This is a genomic window from Streptosporangium carneum, assembly GCF_027922005.1.
Classification (GTDB): Bacteria; Actinomycetota; Actinomycetes; order Streptosporangiales; family Streptosporangiaceae; genus Streptosporangium; species Streptosporangium carneum.
This window is the reverse complement of the sequence record NZ_BSEV01000035.1, coordinates 68,815-82,341: the sequence shown is the minus strand read 5'-3', so window position 1 is coordinate 82,341 and position 13,527 is coordinate 68,815. Positions and strand designations below refer to the sequence as shown.

13 protein-coding genes are annotated in these 13,527 nt (G+C 70.9%); 11 read left to right on the top strand and 2 right to left on the bottom strand.

Going from position 1 to position 13,527, the window contains the following annotated elements:
* The first annotated feature begins 252 nt into the window (after positions 1-252).
* From PKF00_RS39840 to PKF00_RS39800, 9 genes are all read left to right on the top strand, one after another.
* On the top strand, positions 253-582 hold the full coding sequence (locus PKF00_RS39840) for a hypothetical protein (RefSeq protein WP_271222940.1): 330 nt from the start codon (positions 253-255) through the stop codon (positions 580-582).
* Positions 583-853: 271 nt separating this feature from the next.
* Positions 854-1,507 (top strand): hypothetical protein, encoded by a 654-nt coding sequence (locus tag PKF00_RS39835; protein ID WP_271222939.1) that lies wholly within the window; start codon positions 854-856, stop codon positions 1,505-1,507.
* Between the two features lie 473 nt (positions 1,508-1,980).
* On the top strand, positions 1,981-2,715 hold the full coding sequence (locus tag PKF00_RS39830; RefSeq protein ID WP_271222938.1) for a DUF7873 family protein: 735 nt from the start codon (positions 1,981-1,983) through the stop codon (positions 2,713-2,715).
* Between the two features lie 567 nt (positions 2,716-3,282).
* A complete protein-coding gene (locus tag PKF00_RS39825; protein WP_271222937.1) occupies positions 3,283-4,527 on the top strand; it encodes a right-handed parallel beta-helix repeat-containing protein in 1,245 nt (414 codons plus the stop codon).
* 197 nt (positions 4,528-4,724) lie between these two features.
* Positions 4,725-5,345 carry a DUF4232 domain-containing protein gene (locus PKF00_RS39820; RefSeq protein WP_271222936.1) on the top strand — a complete coding sequence of 207 codons (621 nt, stop codon included), beginning with the start codon at positions 4,725-4,727 and terminating at the stop codon, positions 5,343-5,345.
* A gap of 143 nt (positions 5,346-5,488) precedes the next feature.
* Positions 5,489-6,385, top strand: coding sequence for a TIGR03564 family F420-dependent LLM class oxidoreductase (locus PKF00_RS39815; RefSeq protein ID WP_271222935.1), 897 nt, complete (start codon positions 5,489-5,491; stop codon positions 6,383-6,385).
* A 50-nt stretch (positions 6,386-6,435) separates the two neighbouring features.
* On the top strand, positions 6,436-6,630 hold the full coding sequence (locus PKF00_RS39810; RefSeq protein ID WP_271222934.1) for a hypothetical protein: 195 nt from the start codon (positions 6,436-6,438) through the stop codon (positions 6,628-6,630).
* 235 nt (positions 6,631-6,865) lie between these two features.
* A complete protein-coding gene (locus tag PKF00_RS39805) occupies positions 6,866-8,140 on the top strand; it encodes a sensor histidine kinase (protein ID WP_271222933.1) in 1,275 nt (424 codons plus the stop codon).
* Positions 8,141-8,231: 91 nt separating this feature from the next.
* Positions 8,232-8,861: a response regulator transcription factor gene (locus PKF00_RS39800; protein ID WP_271222932.1), complete on the top strand. Its 630-nt coding sequence runs from the start codon at positions 8,232-8,234 to the stop codon at positions 8,859-8,861.
* 139 nt (positions 8,862-9,000) lie between these two features.
* Here PKF00_RS39800 and PKF00_RS39795 read toward each other — a convergent pair whose 3' ends face one another.
* Both PKF00_RS39795 and dapD read right to left on the bottom strand, forming a co-directional pair.
* On the bottom strand, positions 9,001-9,615 hold the full coding sequence (locus PKF00_RS39795; protein ID WP_271222931.1) for a phosphatase PAP2 family protein: 615 nt from the start codon (positions 9,613-9,615) through the stop codon (positions 9,001-9,003).
* A 147-nt stretch (positions 9,616-9,762) separates the two neighbouring features.
* Positions 9,763-10,740, bottom strand: a complete 978-nt coding sequence (dapD, locus tag PKF00_RS39790; RefSeq protein WP_271222930.1) for a 2,3,4,5-tetrahydropyridine-2,6-dicarboxylate N-succinyltransferase — start codon at positions 10,738-10,740, stop codon at positions 9,763-9,765.
* A gap of 94 nt (positions 10,741-10,834) precedes the next feature.
* On the opposite strand from dapD, the gene PKF00_RS39785 reads away from it, so the two are divergent.
* Positions 10,835-11,464 (top strand): glycoside hydrolase family 25 protein, encoded by a 630-nt coding sequence (locus tag PKF00_RS39785; protein ID WP_271222929.1) that lies wholly within the window; start codon positions 10,835-10,837, stop codon positions 11,462-11,464.
* Positions 11,465-11,521: 57 nt separating this feature from the next.
* A complete protein-coding gene (thrS, locus tag PKF00_RS39780) occupies positions 11,522-13,489 on the top strand; it encodes a threonine--tRNA ligase (RefSeq protein WP_271222928.1) in 1,968 nt (655 codons plus the stop codon).
* The last annotated feature ends 38 nt before the right edge of the window (positions 13,490-13,527 follow it).

Sequence of the window (13,527 nt, the reverse complement as noted above, 5' to 3'; positions counted from 1 at the left end):
CGCCTGCCGGGAGAGCGACGACCGCAGGCGGGCCGGGACGTGGAGGAACTCGTCGAAGGAGGGCGAAGCCGTGGCGGAGGAGTTCGCCGCGAGTCCTGTCCTGAAGACGGGTGGATGTCGCCGGGCGTGCCGTGAGGGGCCATAGCGTCATGTGGGGGGCGCAGAAGCCTGTCGGCGGGGTGAGGGCGGCGTGTCTGGCTTCGGGTAGGTAGGTCGAGGTTTCTGTCCCTCCTTGTGTGAAAGGGCGCCTCGATGACCCTGACCAAACGTCTCGCCGCGGTCGTGGCCGCGGCGGTTCTCGTCGGCCCGCTGCTGTCGGCGCCGGCCGCGCACGCGAGCGGGTTCTACGTCTGCGCCGAGGGAACGCTCTCGAAGAGCGGCGACATCGCGGGGCGCGGGTGCACGGGGGCGGGGTTCGGGGACGCCACGGTCGCGATCTCGTCCGGTCCGGCCGCGGGCATGTACGACTGCCTGTCATCGGTTTTCTGGCCGCAGTCCGGGTTGGTGTTCGCGAGCCAGTGCGCCACGGCGATGCCCTTGTCCTCCGTGCCGAAGGACACCGTCGCCGGAGAACGTCGTTGACGGATTCCGTCCGCCGCCTGTCCGCGTCGACGTCCGGCCCCACCGCACGCCTTCGGCGCCAACCCTGGTCTCGCACCTCACGCGACTCCCTTCCGCCGGATGACCCGGCGGGAGGGAGTCGCCGATGGCGCACCGAGCTCGGGACCGTCGGTCATGGCGGTGCCCGGAGATGATTCCTTGGAGGGATGTCCGGGTTGTCCGGGCGCTCGGATGATCTCTGTGGGAGCGTGACAGACAGACCGGACGCCGCCGATTCGAGGAGTCAGGACTCATGGCACGCGACAGGATCAAGGTGCGCCACTACTACGAGTTCCGCACCGTCGGCCGTCGGCTCGCCGAGAACCAGATCGAGGCCCTGAGACGGATGTCGGGCAGGCTGAGGATCGGCCCGACCGCCCTCGTCGGCGACTTCACCCAGGAGAACGATCCTGAGTTCGACGCCGCGTGGCTGATGCGGGAGTACTTCGACGTCTTCATGTTCTTCGACGGGGCGGGGACGCGTCACCTGACGTTCCGGCTGCCCGCCGCCCTCGCGCCCGCGACGCGGCGGTTCGTGGTCCGCGCCGGTGAGGGGAGCGGGGTCGAGGCCGAGGTCGTCGGCGACGACGTGTTCGTGCGTTTGGCGTACTGCGCGTTCGACGGCGAGCTGGGATACCTGCGGGAGACGCCGGAGCAGTGGCTCGACGAGTTGACGCCGCTGCGCGATCTCATGATCGAGGGTGATCTGAGCCCTTTGTATCTGGCATGGGAGATGGCCACCCGGGAGAACGACGTCGCGTATCCAGGAGAACCGTCCCCCCGGGAGGAAGACGGGGAGCGTGAGCCGATGCCGCCGGCGCTCGCGGCCCTGGACCGTTTCCTGTACCCGGACGTGGTCTACGGGTCCTACGGCGAACGGAACCACGAGGACCCCGGCCGGTCGTAGGCGGTCTCCCGGACGCGGGCCGGGACCGGAGCCGAGGGAGTCGCGGCCGGTCGGCGGCGCGCGGACAGCGGACAACGGTGCGCGGATAACAAGGTGAGACCGGCCGGGCCGGCTCGATAGTCTCGTCCTGCTCACGAGGGCCGGAGGTGTTGCGGCGGGCTCGTTCGGCCACGGGCCGGACGTTTCGGCTGTGGCGGTTCTCGCGGGCCGCCCGCGCCGTCCGGCGGTGCGAGGCGACCGAGGGTCCTCCCTGCCGCCTCGTGATCCGGTCGAAGGGGGCCCAGGGCGATGCGTCGGGATCGGCCTGAGGGGATCCCGCGTACTGTGCGATATGTCCATCCATAAGGTCGGCTGCCGGATAAATCGGAGCAACAAACAGTGATTGGCTGTACAGCTTGCTCTATCCGCCGATCCGACGCTGTACGTCGCGTATAGGCGTATCGCGCCGTGACCCCCAACGGAGGAAGCCGACAGTGGCGACGAAGCTGAACCAGATCCTCGCGGTAGAGAAGGGCGTCAAGTCCGACACGCAGCGCAAGGTGACCGACGCCTACCACACGATCCAGAAGAACGCCCTGCTCTCCGGGATCTCCCGCACCTACCAGCCCATCGACGACGAGGGCGAGCATCTTCCGGCGGAGTCGACCCGGGTGCAGGTCAAGGCCGACGACGTCGTCCGGGAGCTCGGCAAGGCGCTGACCCGGCTGTTCGACGTGACCGCGACGAAGGACTGGGCGAACACCTCCGCCCGAGCCGACGTCGTCGTGGACGGCGAGACGCTGCTGTCCGGAGTGCCGGTGACCTACCTGCTCTTCCTGGAGAAGCAGCTCACCGACCTGCACACCTTCGTCGCGAAGCTGCCCACGCTGGACCCGTCGGAGACCTGGACGCCGGACGCCTCCACCGACTCCTACCGGACCGAGCCCGTCAAGACGACCCGGACGAAGAAGGTCCTGCGCAACCACGTCAAGGCCGAGGCCACGGACAAGCACCCGGCCCAGGTGGACGTGTACACCGAGGACGTCGTCGTCGGCTACTGGACCAAGGTCGCCTTCTCCGGCGCGATGCCCGCCGCCCGTGTCCGCACCCTGGTCGAGCGGGTCACCAAGCTCCAGGACGCGGTGAAGTTCGCCCGTGAGGAGGCCAACGGCATCGACGTCACCGACCAGCGCGTCGGCGACAAGGTGTTCGGCTACCTTCTCGGGTAGCCCCACAGACCCCCTCGCCGGAGCGCGAGGGTGCGCAAGGAGCGCAAGCTGAAACTGAAGCTCGAAACTGAAAGAACGGCCACAGCGGAGGTTCGATCCCTCCCCCCGGCACGACCGAGCCGGGGTAGCCCAGACGGAAGAGGCAGCCGATCAATCTCAGGCTCTCGCTCCAGACTCAGTATCGCCGCCGGATGCCAGATCGACCGAACGCGGGCTTGGATCGTCGGGTTGCGGGTTCGAATCCCGTCGGGACCTCTTTCGCGGTCCCGTAGCTCAACGGCAGAGCACGGCATCGTAACGACTGATCCGCGTTCTTAAACGCCGCTGGCGCCGCTACATGGCGGCCATCTCCAGACCCCGGGGCTAGGGTAAGCCTCGGGGTCGCTCCTTTTCCGGGGTCGACGGCCTCGCGGGCGTGAGGGCTCCGGACGCGCGGCGTCCCCGAGCCGAGAACGCAGGGCCGCGCGCGGCACGCACGCCCGTCCCTCCTTCTCCCGCCTTCCGGCCGGAAAAAAATGATCGTTATGGGCCGCTCTCCGGCGCACCCCGTGCGTTAGCGTCCAGGACATGATCATCCGCGATACGGAAGGACCGCACGTGCGCAGGTTACGCATCGCCCCGCTCGCCGTCGCCGTCACGCTGGTCGCCACGGGCGTCGCCGTGGTGGCGCCCGTGGCCCCGGCCTCCGCCACGCGTGTGGACGCGACCTGCGCCAACAGCACCGACGACGCGAAGACCATCCAGGCCGCGATCGACTCCTCGAAGGAAGGCGACGAGGTCGTCGTCAAGGGGCCCTGCCTGATCGACGCGACCATCACCCTGCTCGACCACCGCACCTACCGGGGCGACTCGAAGGCCGGCGCCCTGATCAAGCAGGCGGACGGCGCCAACCTGCCCGCCATGCTCGCCTCGGAGAGCTGGGTCAACGACAGGCCGTACAGCTCCGAAACCGTTCGCGTCGAACGCCTCACCCTGGACGGCAACCGGGACAACAACACCGGGACCGTGGGCCTCATGCTGCGGTCGTGGAACACCCGGGTCTACGACGTGGACATCTTCGGCGCCCCCTCCGACGGCATCCGCCTCAGCAACCCGTCCAAGAACGGCACCATGCTCCAGAACACCATGGTGAACAGCGTCATCAGCGACGTCTACATCGAGGCGTCCGGCGGCGCGGGCATCAAGGTGGTCGACCCGGGCAACTCCATCACCGACTGGACCCTGCAGCGCTCCTGGATCGCCTTCAGCGGCACGAGCGCCATCGAGTCGGACAACGCCGCGGGCTGGGTGATGAGCGACCTCCACCTGTACGGGGTTCCGAAGCACGCGATCGACGCCCACCGCTGCTTCGGCACGTCCATGCAGAACAACTACGTCGAGGACTTCGGCGGTGAGGGCGTGGCGGGCCAGACCTACTACGGCATCCGGTGCGACCTGCAGGGCGAGGCCAACAGCACCATCGGCGGCAACAGGATCCACAACTTCGCCCCTCCCGCCGCGGAGAAGGCGGCAGGCCGCAGGACGCGGCCGCTCGGACCCGCGCCGCTCGAACGGCGCCACTCTCTCGCCGCGGCGCTGCCCTCGAGCAGCAAGTACGTCTACCTCGCCCTCGACGGGGTGAACTACGGGACCGGCCACGCCTCGGTCACCGGCAACACCGTTCTCGGGCGCGGCACGAAGCAGGAGACCGGGCTGCTCTACAGCAAGGCGGACGGGGACTCGATGTCCGTCGCCTCCACCGGCAACCTGGTCGACAACGTCGGGGTCCCGCGAGCCGTCGGCCGCGGCGTCAAGCTCACCAAGGGGTACTGAGAGCAGCCGGGAGCAGCCGGGCCCGGCGGAGGGGGCGTCACAGGTGAGGGCGCCGTCTCCGGCGCCGCGGTGGGAGAGGACGGCGGCGGGAGAGCGGTAGGACGAGGTCTGCCGCGCGCCCGAGAGGGCCGAACAAAACTCTCCCGCCGCGCGTCCAAGAGGGCATGGAACGCGACCACAGGGCAAGGCGGCTTTCGGTGATCTCCCTCATGACGGCGGGTGTGCTGGCGGCGGTGACCGCGTGCGCCCCGTCCGCGCAGCCGGGAACGGCGGACGCCGCAGCCTCGCCATGGCCCACGCAGCGCCCGGCGACCGGGGAGGCGGGCCCCGGGGGCACGGGGACGCGGCCCGCGGGCGCTGCGTTCGCGGGGGCGGCCCTGTCCGCCGGAAGCGCCGGGAAGAGCGCTGCGGGGCGTTGCCGTACCGAGGGGCTCAGGGCGAGCGTCGGGGCGGAGGGCGCGGGGGCGGGACAGCGGTACGCCCCGCTGGTGCTCACCAACACCTCGGCGAAGGACTGCTGGGTCTACGGGTTCGTCGGCCTGGTCATGTTCGACGGCAACGGCGACGCGCTCCGCACCAGGGTGCGCAGGGAGAGCGTCCGGCCGCGCCGGGTGACGCTGCGTCCCGGCGCCAGCGCGCACGCCAGGCTCCACTGGAGCGTGGTGCGGGGCAAGGGCGAGACTCCCTGCCCCGCCCCGGCACGGCTGATGATCATCCCGCCGGACGAGGTCGCGCACCTCGAGATCCCCTTCACCGCCGTCGTCTGCGGCGACGGCCGTCTCGACATCACCCCGATGGCCGCGGGAGCCCGGCTCTGAGACGCCGCTCCGCCGTCCTCCTGCCGTACGTCCCGCGAGAGGCGTCGCCGCTCCCGTGCCTGCCACACGCCGCGCGAAATGATCGATGACCGTGCCCGGTCAGCCTAGACTGGCCGCAACCACGGGAACGGAGTTCGGCGGCCATGCGGATCGGACTGTTTCTCAGCGAGCCCAAGGGGCCCGACGCGCTGGGCAAACTGCGGGAGCAGATCGAGCGGGCGGCGGAGGACGGTTTCTCCTCGGCCTGGATGTCCAACATCTTCGGGCTCGACGCGCTGACCGCGCTCGCCGTCGCGGGCAGCGGGACGCCGGGCATCGAGCTCGGCACGGCCGTCGTGCCCACCTACCCGCGCCATCCGGCGGTGCTCGCCCAGCAGGCGCTCACCGCCGACGCCGCCCTCGGCGGCAGGCTTGCGCTGGGCATCGGCCTGTCGCACCAGGTCGTCATCGAAGGCGTGTACGGCTACAGCTTCGACAGGCCCGCCCGTCACATGCGTGAGTACCTCTCCGTGCTGGTGCCGCTCGTGCGCGGTGAGCAGGTGGCCTTCGAGGGGGAGACCCTCAGGGCGCAGATCGGGCTGGCGACGCCGAGAACGGGAGAGCTGCCGGTGCTCATCGCCGCGCTGGCCCCGCGCATGCTCAGGCTGGCGGGTGAGCTGGCCGACGGCACGGTGCTGTGGATGACCGGCCCCAGGACCGTGGCCGAGCACATCGTGCCCGCCGTCACCGAGGCCGCGCGGGCCGCGGGACGGCCAGCGCCGAGGGTCGTGTGCGCCCTCCCGATCCAGGTCACCGACGACGTCGAGGCCGCGAGGGCGCGGGCGGCCGAGGTGTACGAGTTCTACGGTCAGCTGCCGTCCTACCGGGCGATGCTCGACAGGGAGGGCGCGAAGGACCCGGCGGACGTCGCGATCATCGGAGACGAGGAGACGGTCTCCGCCCGGATCGGTCTGCTCGCCCAGGCGGGGGTCACCGACTTCGTCGCCGCCGAGTTCGGCGGCGACGCCAGGACGCGGGAGTTCCTCAGGACCCTCCTCTGACGCTCCCCGCCCCGCCGGCCTTCATGATCGCCTTCCTGGAGCGCCAGGACATGACGGACCAGCGCGCGAGCGCCGACATGACCGAGCCGACCGACAGCACGGAGCCGATCGAGAGAGCCGACGCGGCCGAGCCGATCGACCCGATGGACAGCACCGAGCCCACCGACCCGATCGAGAGGATCGAGTTGGTCGATCCGATGGACAGGATCGACCCGTTCGAACGTATGGACCACAGCGAACCATGATTTTTCGGCATGGTCGTAATCATGCTTGATCCGTGTGCTCCGCGCTCGCCCGCGTCCGCCCGAGGAGACTACCTCCAGCACTACTGTCACGGGCGCGCACGGTCGCTACGGTCGACACGTGTCCGCCACCTCCCGCCGACCGTCCGCGCCCCCCGTCGCAGTCGCGTGCCCGACTGATTCCGCGGATCCCCCCGAGTCCACGCGTTCCACACATCCCGCGGAGGCCGCGGAGGCCGTGGAACCCCCACAGGCCTCCCTCGCCGTCGTCCGCGGGAACGACGCCCGCGTGGCGGGGACGACGCCGTCGATCGTCAGGACCGCGTCCCAGGCTCTCGTCCAGCGCCCGTCGCGCCTCCTGCGCTCCTCGTGGCCGTGGCGCTCGCTGGCCTATCTGCTGAGCGGCCTGCCGTTCGGTCTGCTCTCGCTGTACGTGTTCCTGGTCGCTCTCACCTACGGCGCGGTCCTCGCCGTGGTGCTGGGAGTGCCCGTGCTCGTGGGCTGCGCGCTTCCCGCCGCGCGGTTCGAGCGGCTGCGCCTGCGGCTGGTCGACACGGAGCCCGTCCCGGATCCGCACGACAGCCCCGCCTCCGGGCGGCGAGCGTGGTTCCGCACCAGGCTTCGGGCGCCGACGACCTGGCGGGACGTCGGCTACGCGCTGCTCACGGCACTCGTGCTGTGGTGGATCGACCTGGTGGTGATCTTCCTCGCCTGCGTGGCTCCGGTCGTGCTCATGAGCGCGCCCTTCCAGCCGGAGATCCCCCCGTCGTTCGGGGTGCCGCTGGCCCTCTGCGGGCTGCTGCTCCTGCCGGTCGCGGCCTACCCCGTCACCGCGTGGGCGGGGGTACGGGCCCTGATGACCAGGGCGGTCCTCGCCCCTCGCGACACCGAGCTGATCGAGGTCGTGCGCTCCAGGGCCCGTCTGGTCGACGCCTTCGAGGCCGAGCGGCGCAGGATCGAACGCGACCTGCACGACGGCGCCCAGCAGCGGCTGGTCGCGCTGACGCTCAGACTCGGCATGGCCGGACTCGATCTGGAACCCGGGTCCCCGGCGGCCGAGCACGTCGCCCAGGCGCACGAGGAGGCCCTGCGAGCGCTGGCGGAGTTGCGGGAGCTGATCCGGGGGGTGCACCCACAGGTCCTCACCGACCTCGGCCTGCCCGAAGCGGTGCGCGACGTCGCGGGGCGTTCGCCCGTCCCCGTGGAGGTCGACCTCGCGCTTCCCCGGAGACTGCCCGCGGCGGTCGAGGCCGCGGCGTACTTCGCGGTCTGCGAGGCGCTGGCGAACGTCGCCAGGCACAGCCGGGCCGACCACTGTCTCATCCGGGGCGGGCTCGTCCGGGGGACCCTCCGGCTGGATGTCCGCGACGACGGCGAAGGCGGTGCCGACCCGGCGGCGGGCACCGGGCTGGCGGGGCTGGCCGACCGGATCGCGGTGGTCAACGGCATGATGTCGCTGTCCAGTCCGGCCGGAGGGCCGACCCTGCTGAGAGTGGAGATCCCATGCGCATGACCCCTGCGGGAGGCCTGCCCCGCCCGTGCCTGGGAGGGACCGTGCCCGCCGCCCGCGCCGACGGCCCCTTCCGGTCGCCGAAGGAGGCCCGGTGCGCGTAGTGCTGGCCGAGGACGCGGTCCTGCTCAGGGAGGGACTGGTCGGGCTGCTCGAGCGCTTCGGCCACACCGTGGCGGCCGCCGTCGGCGACGTGCCCTCGCTTCTCGCGGCCGTCGAGGAGCACGAGCCCGACATCGTGGTGACCGACGTGCGGATGCCTCCCGGATTCACCGACGAGGGTCTGCGCGCGGCGCTCACCCTGCGCACCGCCCGCCCCGGGCTCCCGGTGCTGATCCTCAGCCAGTACGTCCAGCAGGCCTATGTCGCCGAGCTCATGGACGCCGGGGTCGGCTACCTGCTCAAGGACCGGATCGGCCATGTCGGGGAGTTCGTCGACGCGCTGGAGAGGGTCGGCGCGGGGGGCACGGTGGTCGACCCGGAGGTGGTCAAGCAGCTGCTGGCCCACCGTCGTGACCCGCTCAGCAGGCTGACCCCCAGGGAGCGGGAGGTGCTCGCCCTCGTCGCCGAGGGGCGCTCGAACGCCGCCGTCGCCCGGGCCCTCGTCGTCACGGAGGCGGCCGTGGCCAAGCACATCGCGAGCATCCTGGCCAAACTCGATCTGCCGCCCGCGCAGGACGACCATCGCAGGGTCCTCGCCGTCCTCGCCTACCTGCGGGGCTGACAGGCGCGGGCCGCTCGGCCGGGGAGGCGGCGCCGTACCCGGCACGCGCGCTCCGCGACGGTTCGGACGCCGGGCGCGCGGCTTTCCGCGCTCGTCTCCCCCTGGGAGCGGTGGAATCGGAGGCCGGGGCCCGGGGCTGTCAGAGGCCGAAGACGCCCAGGGTCACCCACGCCGTGCAGAAGCCGACGAGGGCTCCCACGGCGACCTGGGCGGAGGTGTGGTGGCCGAGGCGCACCCTGGCCCAGCACACCGTGGCCACGACGAGCGCGCCCGCCGCGAGGGTCGGCGCGGCGGGCAGCACCCGCGAGAGCACGACCACGGTGCCCGCGGACACGGCCGCGTGGAAGGAGATCTTCCACCTGAGCGTGACGGGGACCGTCACGGCGAGCGCGGCCAGCATCGCGGTCACCGTGGCGACCAGCAGCCGGGGCGCGCCGAGCCAGACCAGCAGCGCCAGCGCGACCAGCACCGCCCCGACGGCGACCAGCAGCGGTCGCGTCCGGCTCGCGCGGTCGACCAGGTGGTGGGAGTCAAGCCGTCCTGAGCGGACCCCCGCCAGGATGACCCCGGCGGGGATGCCGCCGCACAGCGCCGAGGCCCCCAGCCCCCACCAGGCCCCGGGCCAGCCGTCCGCCATCAGCCCGACGACCGGGGGCAGCACGATGACGAGCAACTGCGGGGCGAACACACCGGTGACCCACCGGGCGGCCACCGTCGCGGCCGTCTCATCGCGTGCCAATTCCCGACTGCCCATGCCACTCCCTGCTGATACGAGGCTTGTCGGGATAACCTTGTCAGGCAGGCGACCCGGGGACGAAGCCCCGCAGGTCGCCGGGGCGTGGCGCGGCCGACGGACCGGCGGGACCGTCGCCCGTGTTCCCGTTGTCGTTCTCTCCGCGTGTCAGTCGTTGGCGTGCAGGGCGCTGTTGAGCTCGATGCCGGTGCCCTCACGCGGCACGACCTCCACGGTGCCGGTGGTGGAGTTGCGGCGGAACAGCAGGCCTGAGGCGCCGGAGAACTCGGCGGCCTTGACGACCTTCCCGTCGGGGAGGGTGACCTTCGTCCCCGCCGTGATGTAGAGACCCGCCTCGACGACGCAGTCGTCTCCGAGGGAGATGCCGACACCGCTGTTGGCCCCGAGCAGGCAGCGGCGGCCGATGGAGATGACCTGCTTGCCGCCGCCGGACAGCGTGCCCATGATCGAGGCGCCGCCGCCGACGTCGGAGCCGTCGTCCACGACCACGCCGGCCGAGATGCGGCCCTCGACCATGGACGTGCCCAGCGTGCCGGCGTTGAAGTTGACGAAGCCCTCGTGCATCACCGTCGTGCCCGCGGCGAGGTGCGCGCCGAGGCGGACGCGGTCGGCGTCGGCGATCCGCACGCCCGAGGGCAGCACGTAGTCGACCATCCTGGGGAACTTGTCCACACCGTGGACGGTCACGGGGCCGCGGGCGCGCAGGCGCAGTCGTACCGCCTCGAAGCCTTCGACGGCGCACGGGCCGTGGTTGGTCCACACCACATTGCTGAGCAGGCCGAACAGGCCGTCCAGGCTCTGCCTGTGGGGCTGGACGAGGCGGGCGGACAGCAGGTGGAGGCGGAGATAGGCGTCGTGGGCGTCCGCGGGAGCCTCCGACAGCTTGGTGATCCCGGTGTACACCGCGACCACCTCGACCCCTCGGGCCTCGTCGGGCCCGAGCAGCGCGGCGACCTCGGAACCGAGGGCCTCGACTGCTTCCTGCTCTGTCAGCCGCCTGCTGCCCGGGGAGGAGGGCTCGCCCAGTTGCGGAGAGGGGAACCAGGTGTCGAGCACGGTCCCGTCCGAGGTGATGGTGGCAATGCCGACGCCGTGGGCGCCGGAGGTCTGAGCTGCTGCGTTCACGCCGACCAAGCCTAGTCAAAGCCGGTGCAACGGCCGCACGCCGAGGGGTGTCGTCGGCGTGTGCCGGCGTCGTCACGTCAATAACCTGGCCGCCATGTTGCACGGCATCGATGTGTCGAACTGGCAGGGGGCGGTCGACTGGGACGACCACGCGGACAACGGTGTCGCCTTCGCCTTCGCGAAGGCGACGGAGGGAGGCACCTTCACCGACCGGTGGTTCGAGCGCAACTGGACCGGAATGAGGGAGAGCTGGATCGTCTGCGGGGCCTACCACTTCGCCCGGCCCTCGGGCGACCCCGAGGAACAGGCACGTCGTTTCCTGCGGACGGTCGGACGCGCGGGCGGGCTGCGCCACGGCGATCTCCTCGCCCTCGACCTGGAGACCAGCGACCGCCTGCCCGCCAGGAAGGTGGCCCGGTTCGCGCGCCGCTGGTGCCAGGCCGTGACCGCGCACGCCGGGATCCGTCCGGTGATCTACACCTTCCTCTCGTTCGCCCGCGACGGCAACTGCGCGGGACTCGAGGACCATCCGCTGTGGATCGCCGCCCCCGACCATCCCACCGGCAGGCCGGACGTCCCGGTGCCGTGGCGCAGGTGGACCATTCACCAGTACTCCCACAAACCGCTGGACCGTAACGTCTTCCAGGGAACCCGCGCCGAACTCGTCTCGCTCGGCTACCGCCGTCGGCCGCATGCTGAGAAAAGGCGTGCCGGACACCGGTAGCATCGATCCAGAGTCGGACTTTCCGAAAACCAGCGTCGCGTCTACCGAGGAGCAACCGTGTCGGCCGTGCCAGAACTTCGCATCACCCTCGCCGGAGCCGAGCGTGTGGTGGCGGAGGGCACGACGTACGGCGACGCGCTCGGGGCCGACGGCCGCTCGGTGGTCGCCGCCCGCGCGAACGGCGAGCTGAAGGACCTGGCGGCGTCCGTCGCCGAGGGCGACGTGATCGAGCCGGTCGAGGCCGGCAGCCCCGACGGCAGGGCCATCGTGCGCCACTCGACCGCGCACGTCATGGCCCAGGCCGTGCAGGAGATCTTCCCCGACGCCAGGCTCGGCATCGGGCCGCCGGTCGAGAACGGCTTCTACTACGACTTCGACGTCGAGCACCCGTTCACCCCCGAGGACCTCAAGCGCATCGAGAAGCGCATGCGTGAGATCGTCAAGCAGGGCCAGCGTTTCTCCCGCAGGCGGGTCTCCGACGAGGAGGCGCGCCAGGAGCTGGCGGCCGAGCCGTACAAGCTGGAGCTCATCGGGCTCAAGGGCGGCGGGGACGCCGAGGAGAGCGTCGAGGTCGGCGGCGCCGAGCTGACCATCTACGACAACCTCGACCCGAAGAGCGGCGAGCTGTGCTGGAAGGACCTGTGCCGGGGGCCGCACGTGCCCACCACCCGGTCCATCCCGGCCTTCAAGCTGATGCGCTCGGGGGGCGCCTACTGGCGGGGCAGCGAGAAGAACCCGCAGCTGCAGCGGATCTACGGCACCGCCTGGGAGTCCCGCGAGAAGCAGGACGAGTACCTCCACCTGCTGGAGGAGGCCGAGAAGCGCGACCACCGCAAGCTGGGCGCCGAGCTCGACCTGTTCTCCTTCCCCGACGAGCTGGGCTCGGGCCTGCCGGTCTTCCACCCCAAGGGCGGGGTGATCCGCCGGGTCATGGAGGACTACTCCCGGCGCAGGCACGAGGAGGCGGGTTACTCCTTCGTCAACACCCCGCACATCACCAAGAGCCACCTCTACGAGGTCTCCGGCCACCTCGACTGGTACGCCGACGGCATGTTCCCGCCTATGGAGCTCGAGGGCGCCAAGTACTACCTCAAGCCGATGAACTGCCCGATGCACAACCTGATCTTCAGGTCGCGCGGGCGCTCCTACCGTGAGCTGCCGCTGAGGCTGTTCGAGTTCGGCACCGTCTACCGCTACGAGAAGTCCGGCGTCGTCCACGGCCTCACCCGCGTGCGCGGCCTCACCCAGGACGACGCGCACATCTACTGCACCCGCGACCAGATGCGCGAGGAGCTCACGTCGCTGCTCAGGTTCGTCCTGGACCTGCTGCGCGACTACGGGCTCGACGACTTCTACCTCGAGCTGTCGACCAAGGACCCGGAGAAGTTCGTCGGCACCGACGAGGACTGGGAGGAGGCGACCGAGACGCTGCGCGAGGTCGCCGAGTCGGAGAACCTGGAGCTGGTCCTCGACCCCGGCGGCGCGGCGTTCTACGGACCGAAGATCTCCGTGCAGGCCCGCGACGCCATCGGCCGCAGCTGGCAGATGTCGACCATCCAGCTCGACTTCAACCTCCCGCAGCGCTTCGAGCTCGAGTTCCAGTCGTCCGACGGCTCGCGCCAGCAGCCCGTCATGATCCACCGGGCGCTGTTCGGCTCGATCGAGCGCTTCTTCGGCGTCCTGGTCGAGCACTACGCGGGCGCCTTCCCTCCGTGGCTCGCCCCGGTGCAGGTCGTCGGCATCCCGATCGCCGACGCCCACGCGCCCTACCTGCAGGACCTGGCCAAGAAGGCCCGTGAGCGGGGCGTCAGGATCGAGGTGGACGCCTCCGACGACCGGATGCAGAAGAAGATCCGCAACGCTCAGAAGTCCAAGGTGCCGTTCATGCTCCTCGCGGGCGACGAGGACATCGCCAACGGGGCGGTCTCCTTCAGGTTCCGCAACGGCGAGCAGAAGAACGGGGTTCCGGTCGACGAGGCGATCGACCAGATCGTCGACGCGATCGAGCGCCGGATCCAGGTCTGACCTCACGCTGACCGACGGGCCGCGTCCCGAGAGGAAGC

Bases quoted from the DNA above. Each gene is read 5' to 3' on its own strand.
- PKF00_RS39840 (WP_271222940.1), top strand. From the start codon at position 253: ATGACCCTGACCAAACGTCTCGCCGCGGTCGTGGCCGCGGCGGTTCTC.
- PKF00_RS39835 (WP_271222939.1), top strand. From the start codon at position 854: ATGGCACGCGACAGGATCAAGGTGCGCCACTACTACGAGTTCCGCACC.
- PKF00_RS39825 (WP_271222937.1), top strand. From the start codon at position 3,283: ATGATCATCCGCGATACGGAAGGACCGCACGTGCGCAGGTTACGCATC.
- PKF00_RS39815 (WP_271222935.1), top strand. From the start codon at position 5,489: ATGCGGATCGGACTGTTTCTCAGCGAGCCCAAGGGGCCCGACGCGCTG.
- PKF00_RS39810 (WP_271222934.1), top strand. From the start codon at position 6,436: ATGACGGACCAGCGCGCGAGCGCCGACATGACCGAGCCGACCGACAGC.
- PKF00_RS39795 (WP_271222931.1), bottom strand. From the start codon at position 9,615: ATGGGCAGTCGGGAATTGGCACGCGATGAGACGGCCGCGACGGTGGCC.
- PKF00_RS39785 (WP_271222929.1), top strand. From the start codon at position 10,835: ATGTTGCACGGCATCGATGTGTCGAACTGGCAGGGGGCGGTCGACTGG.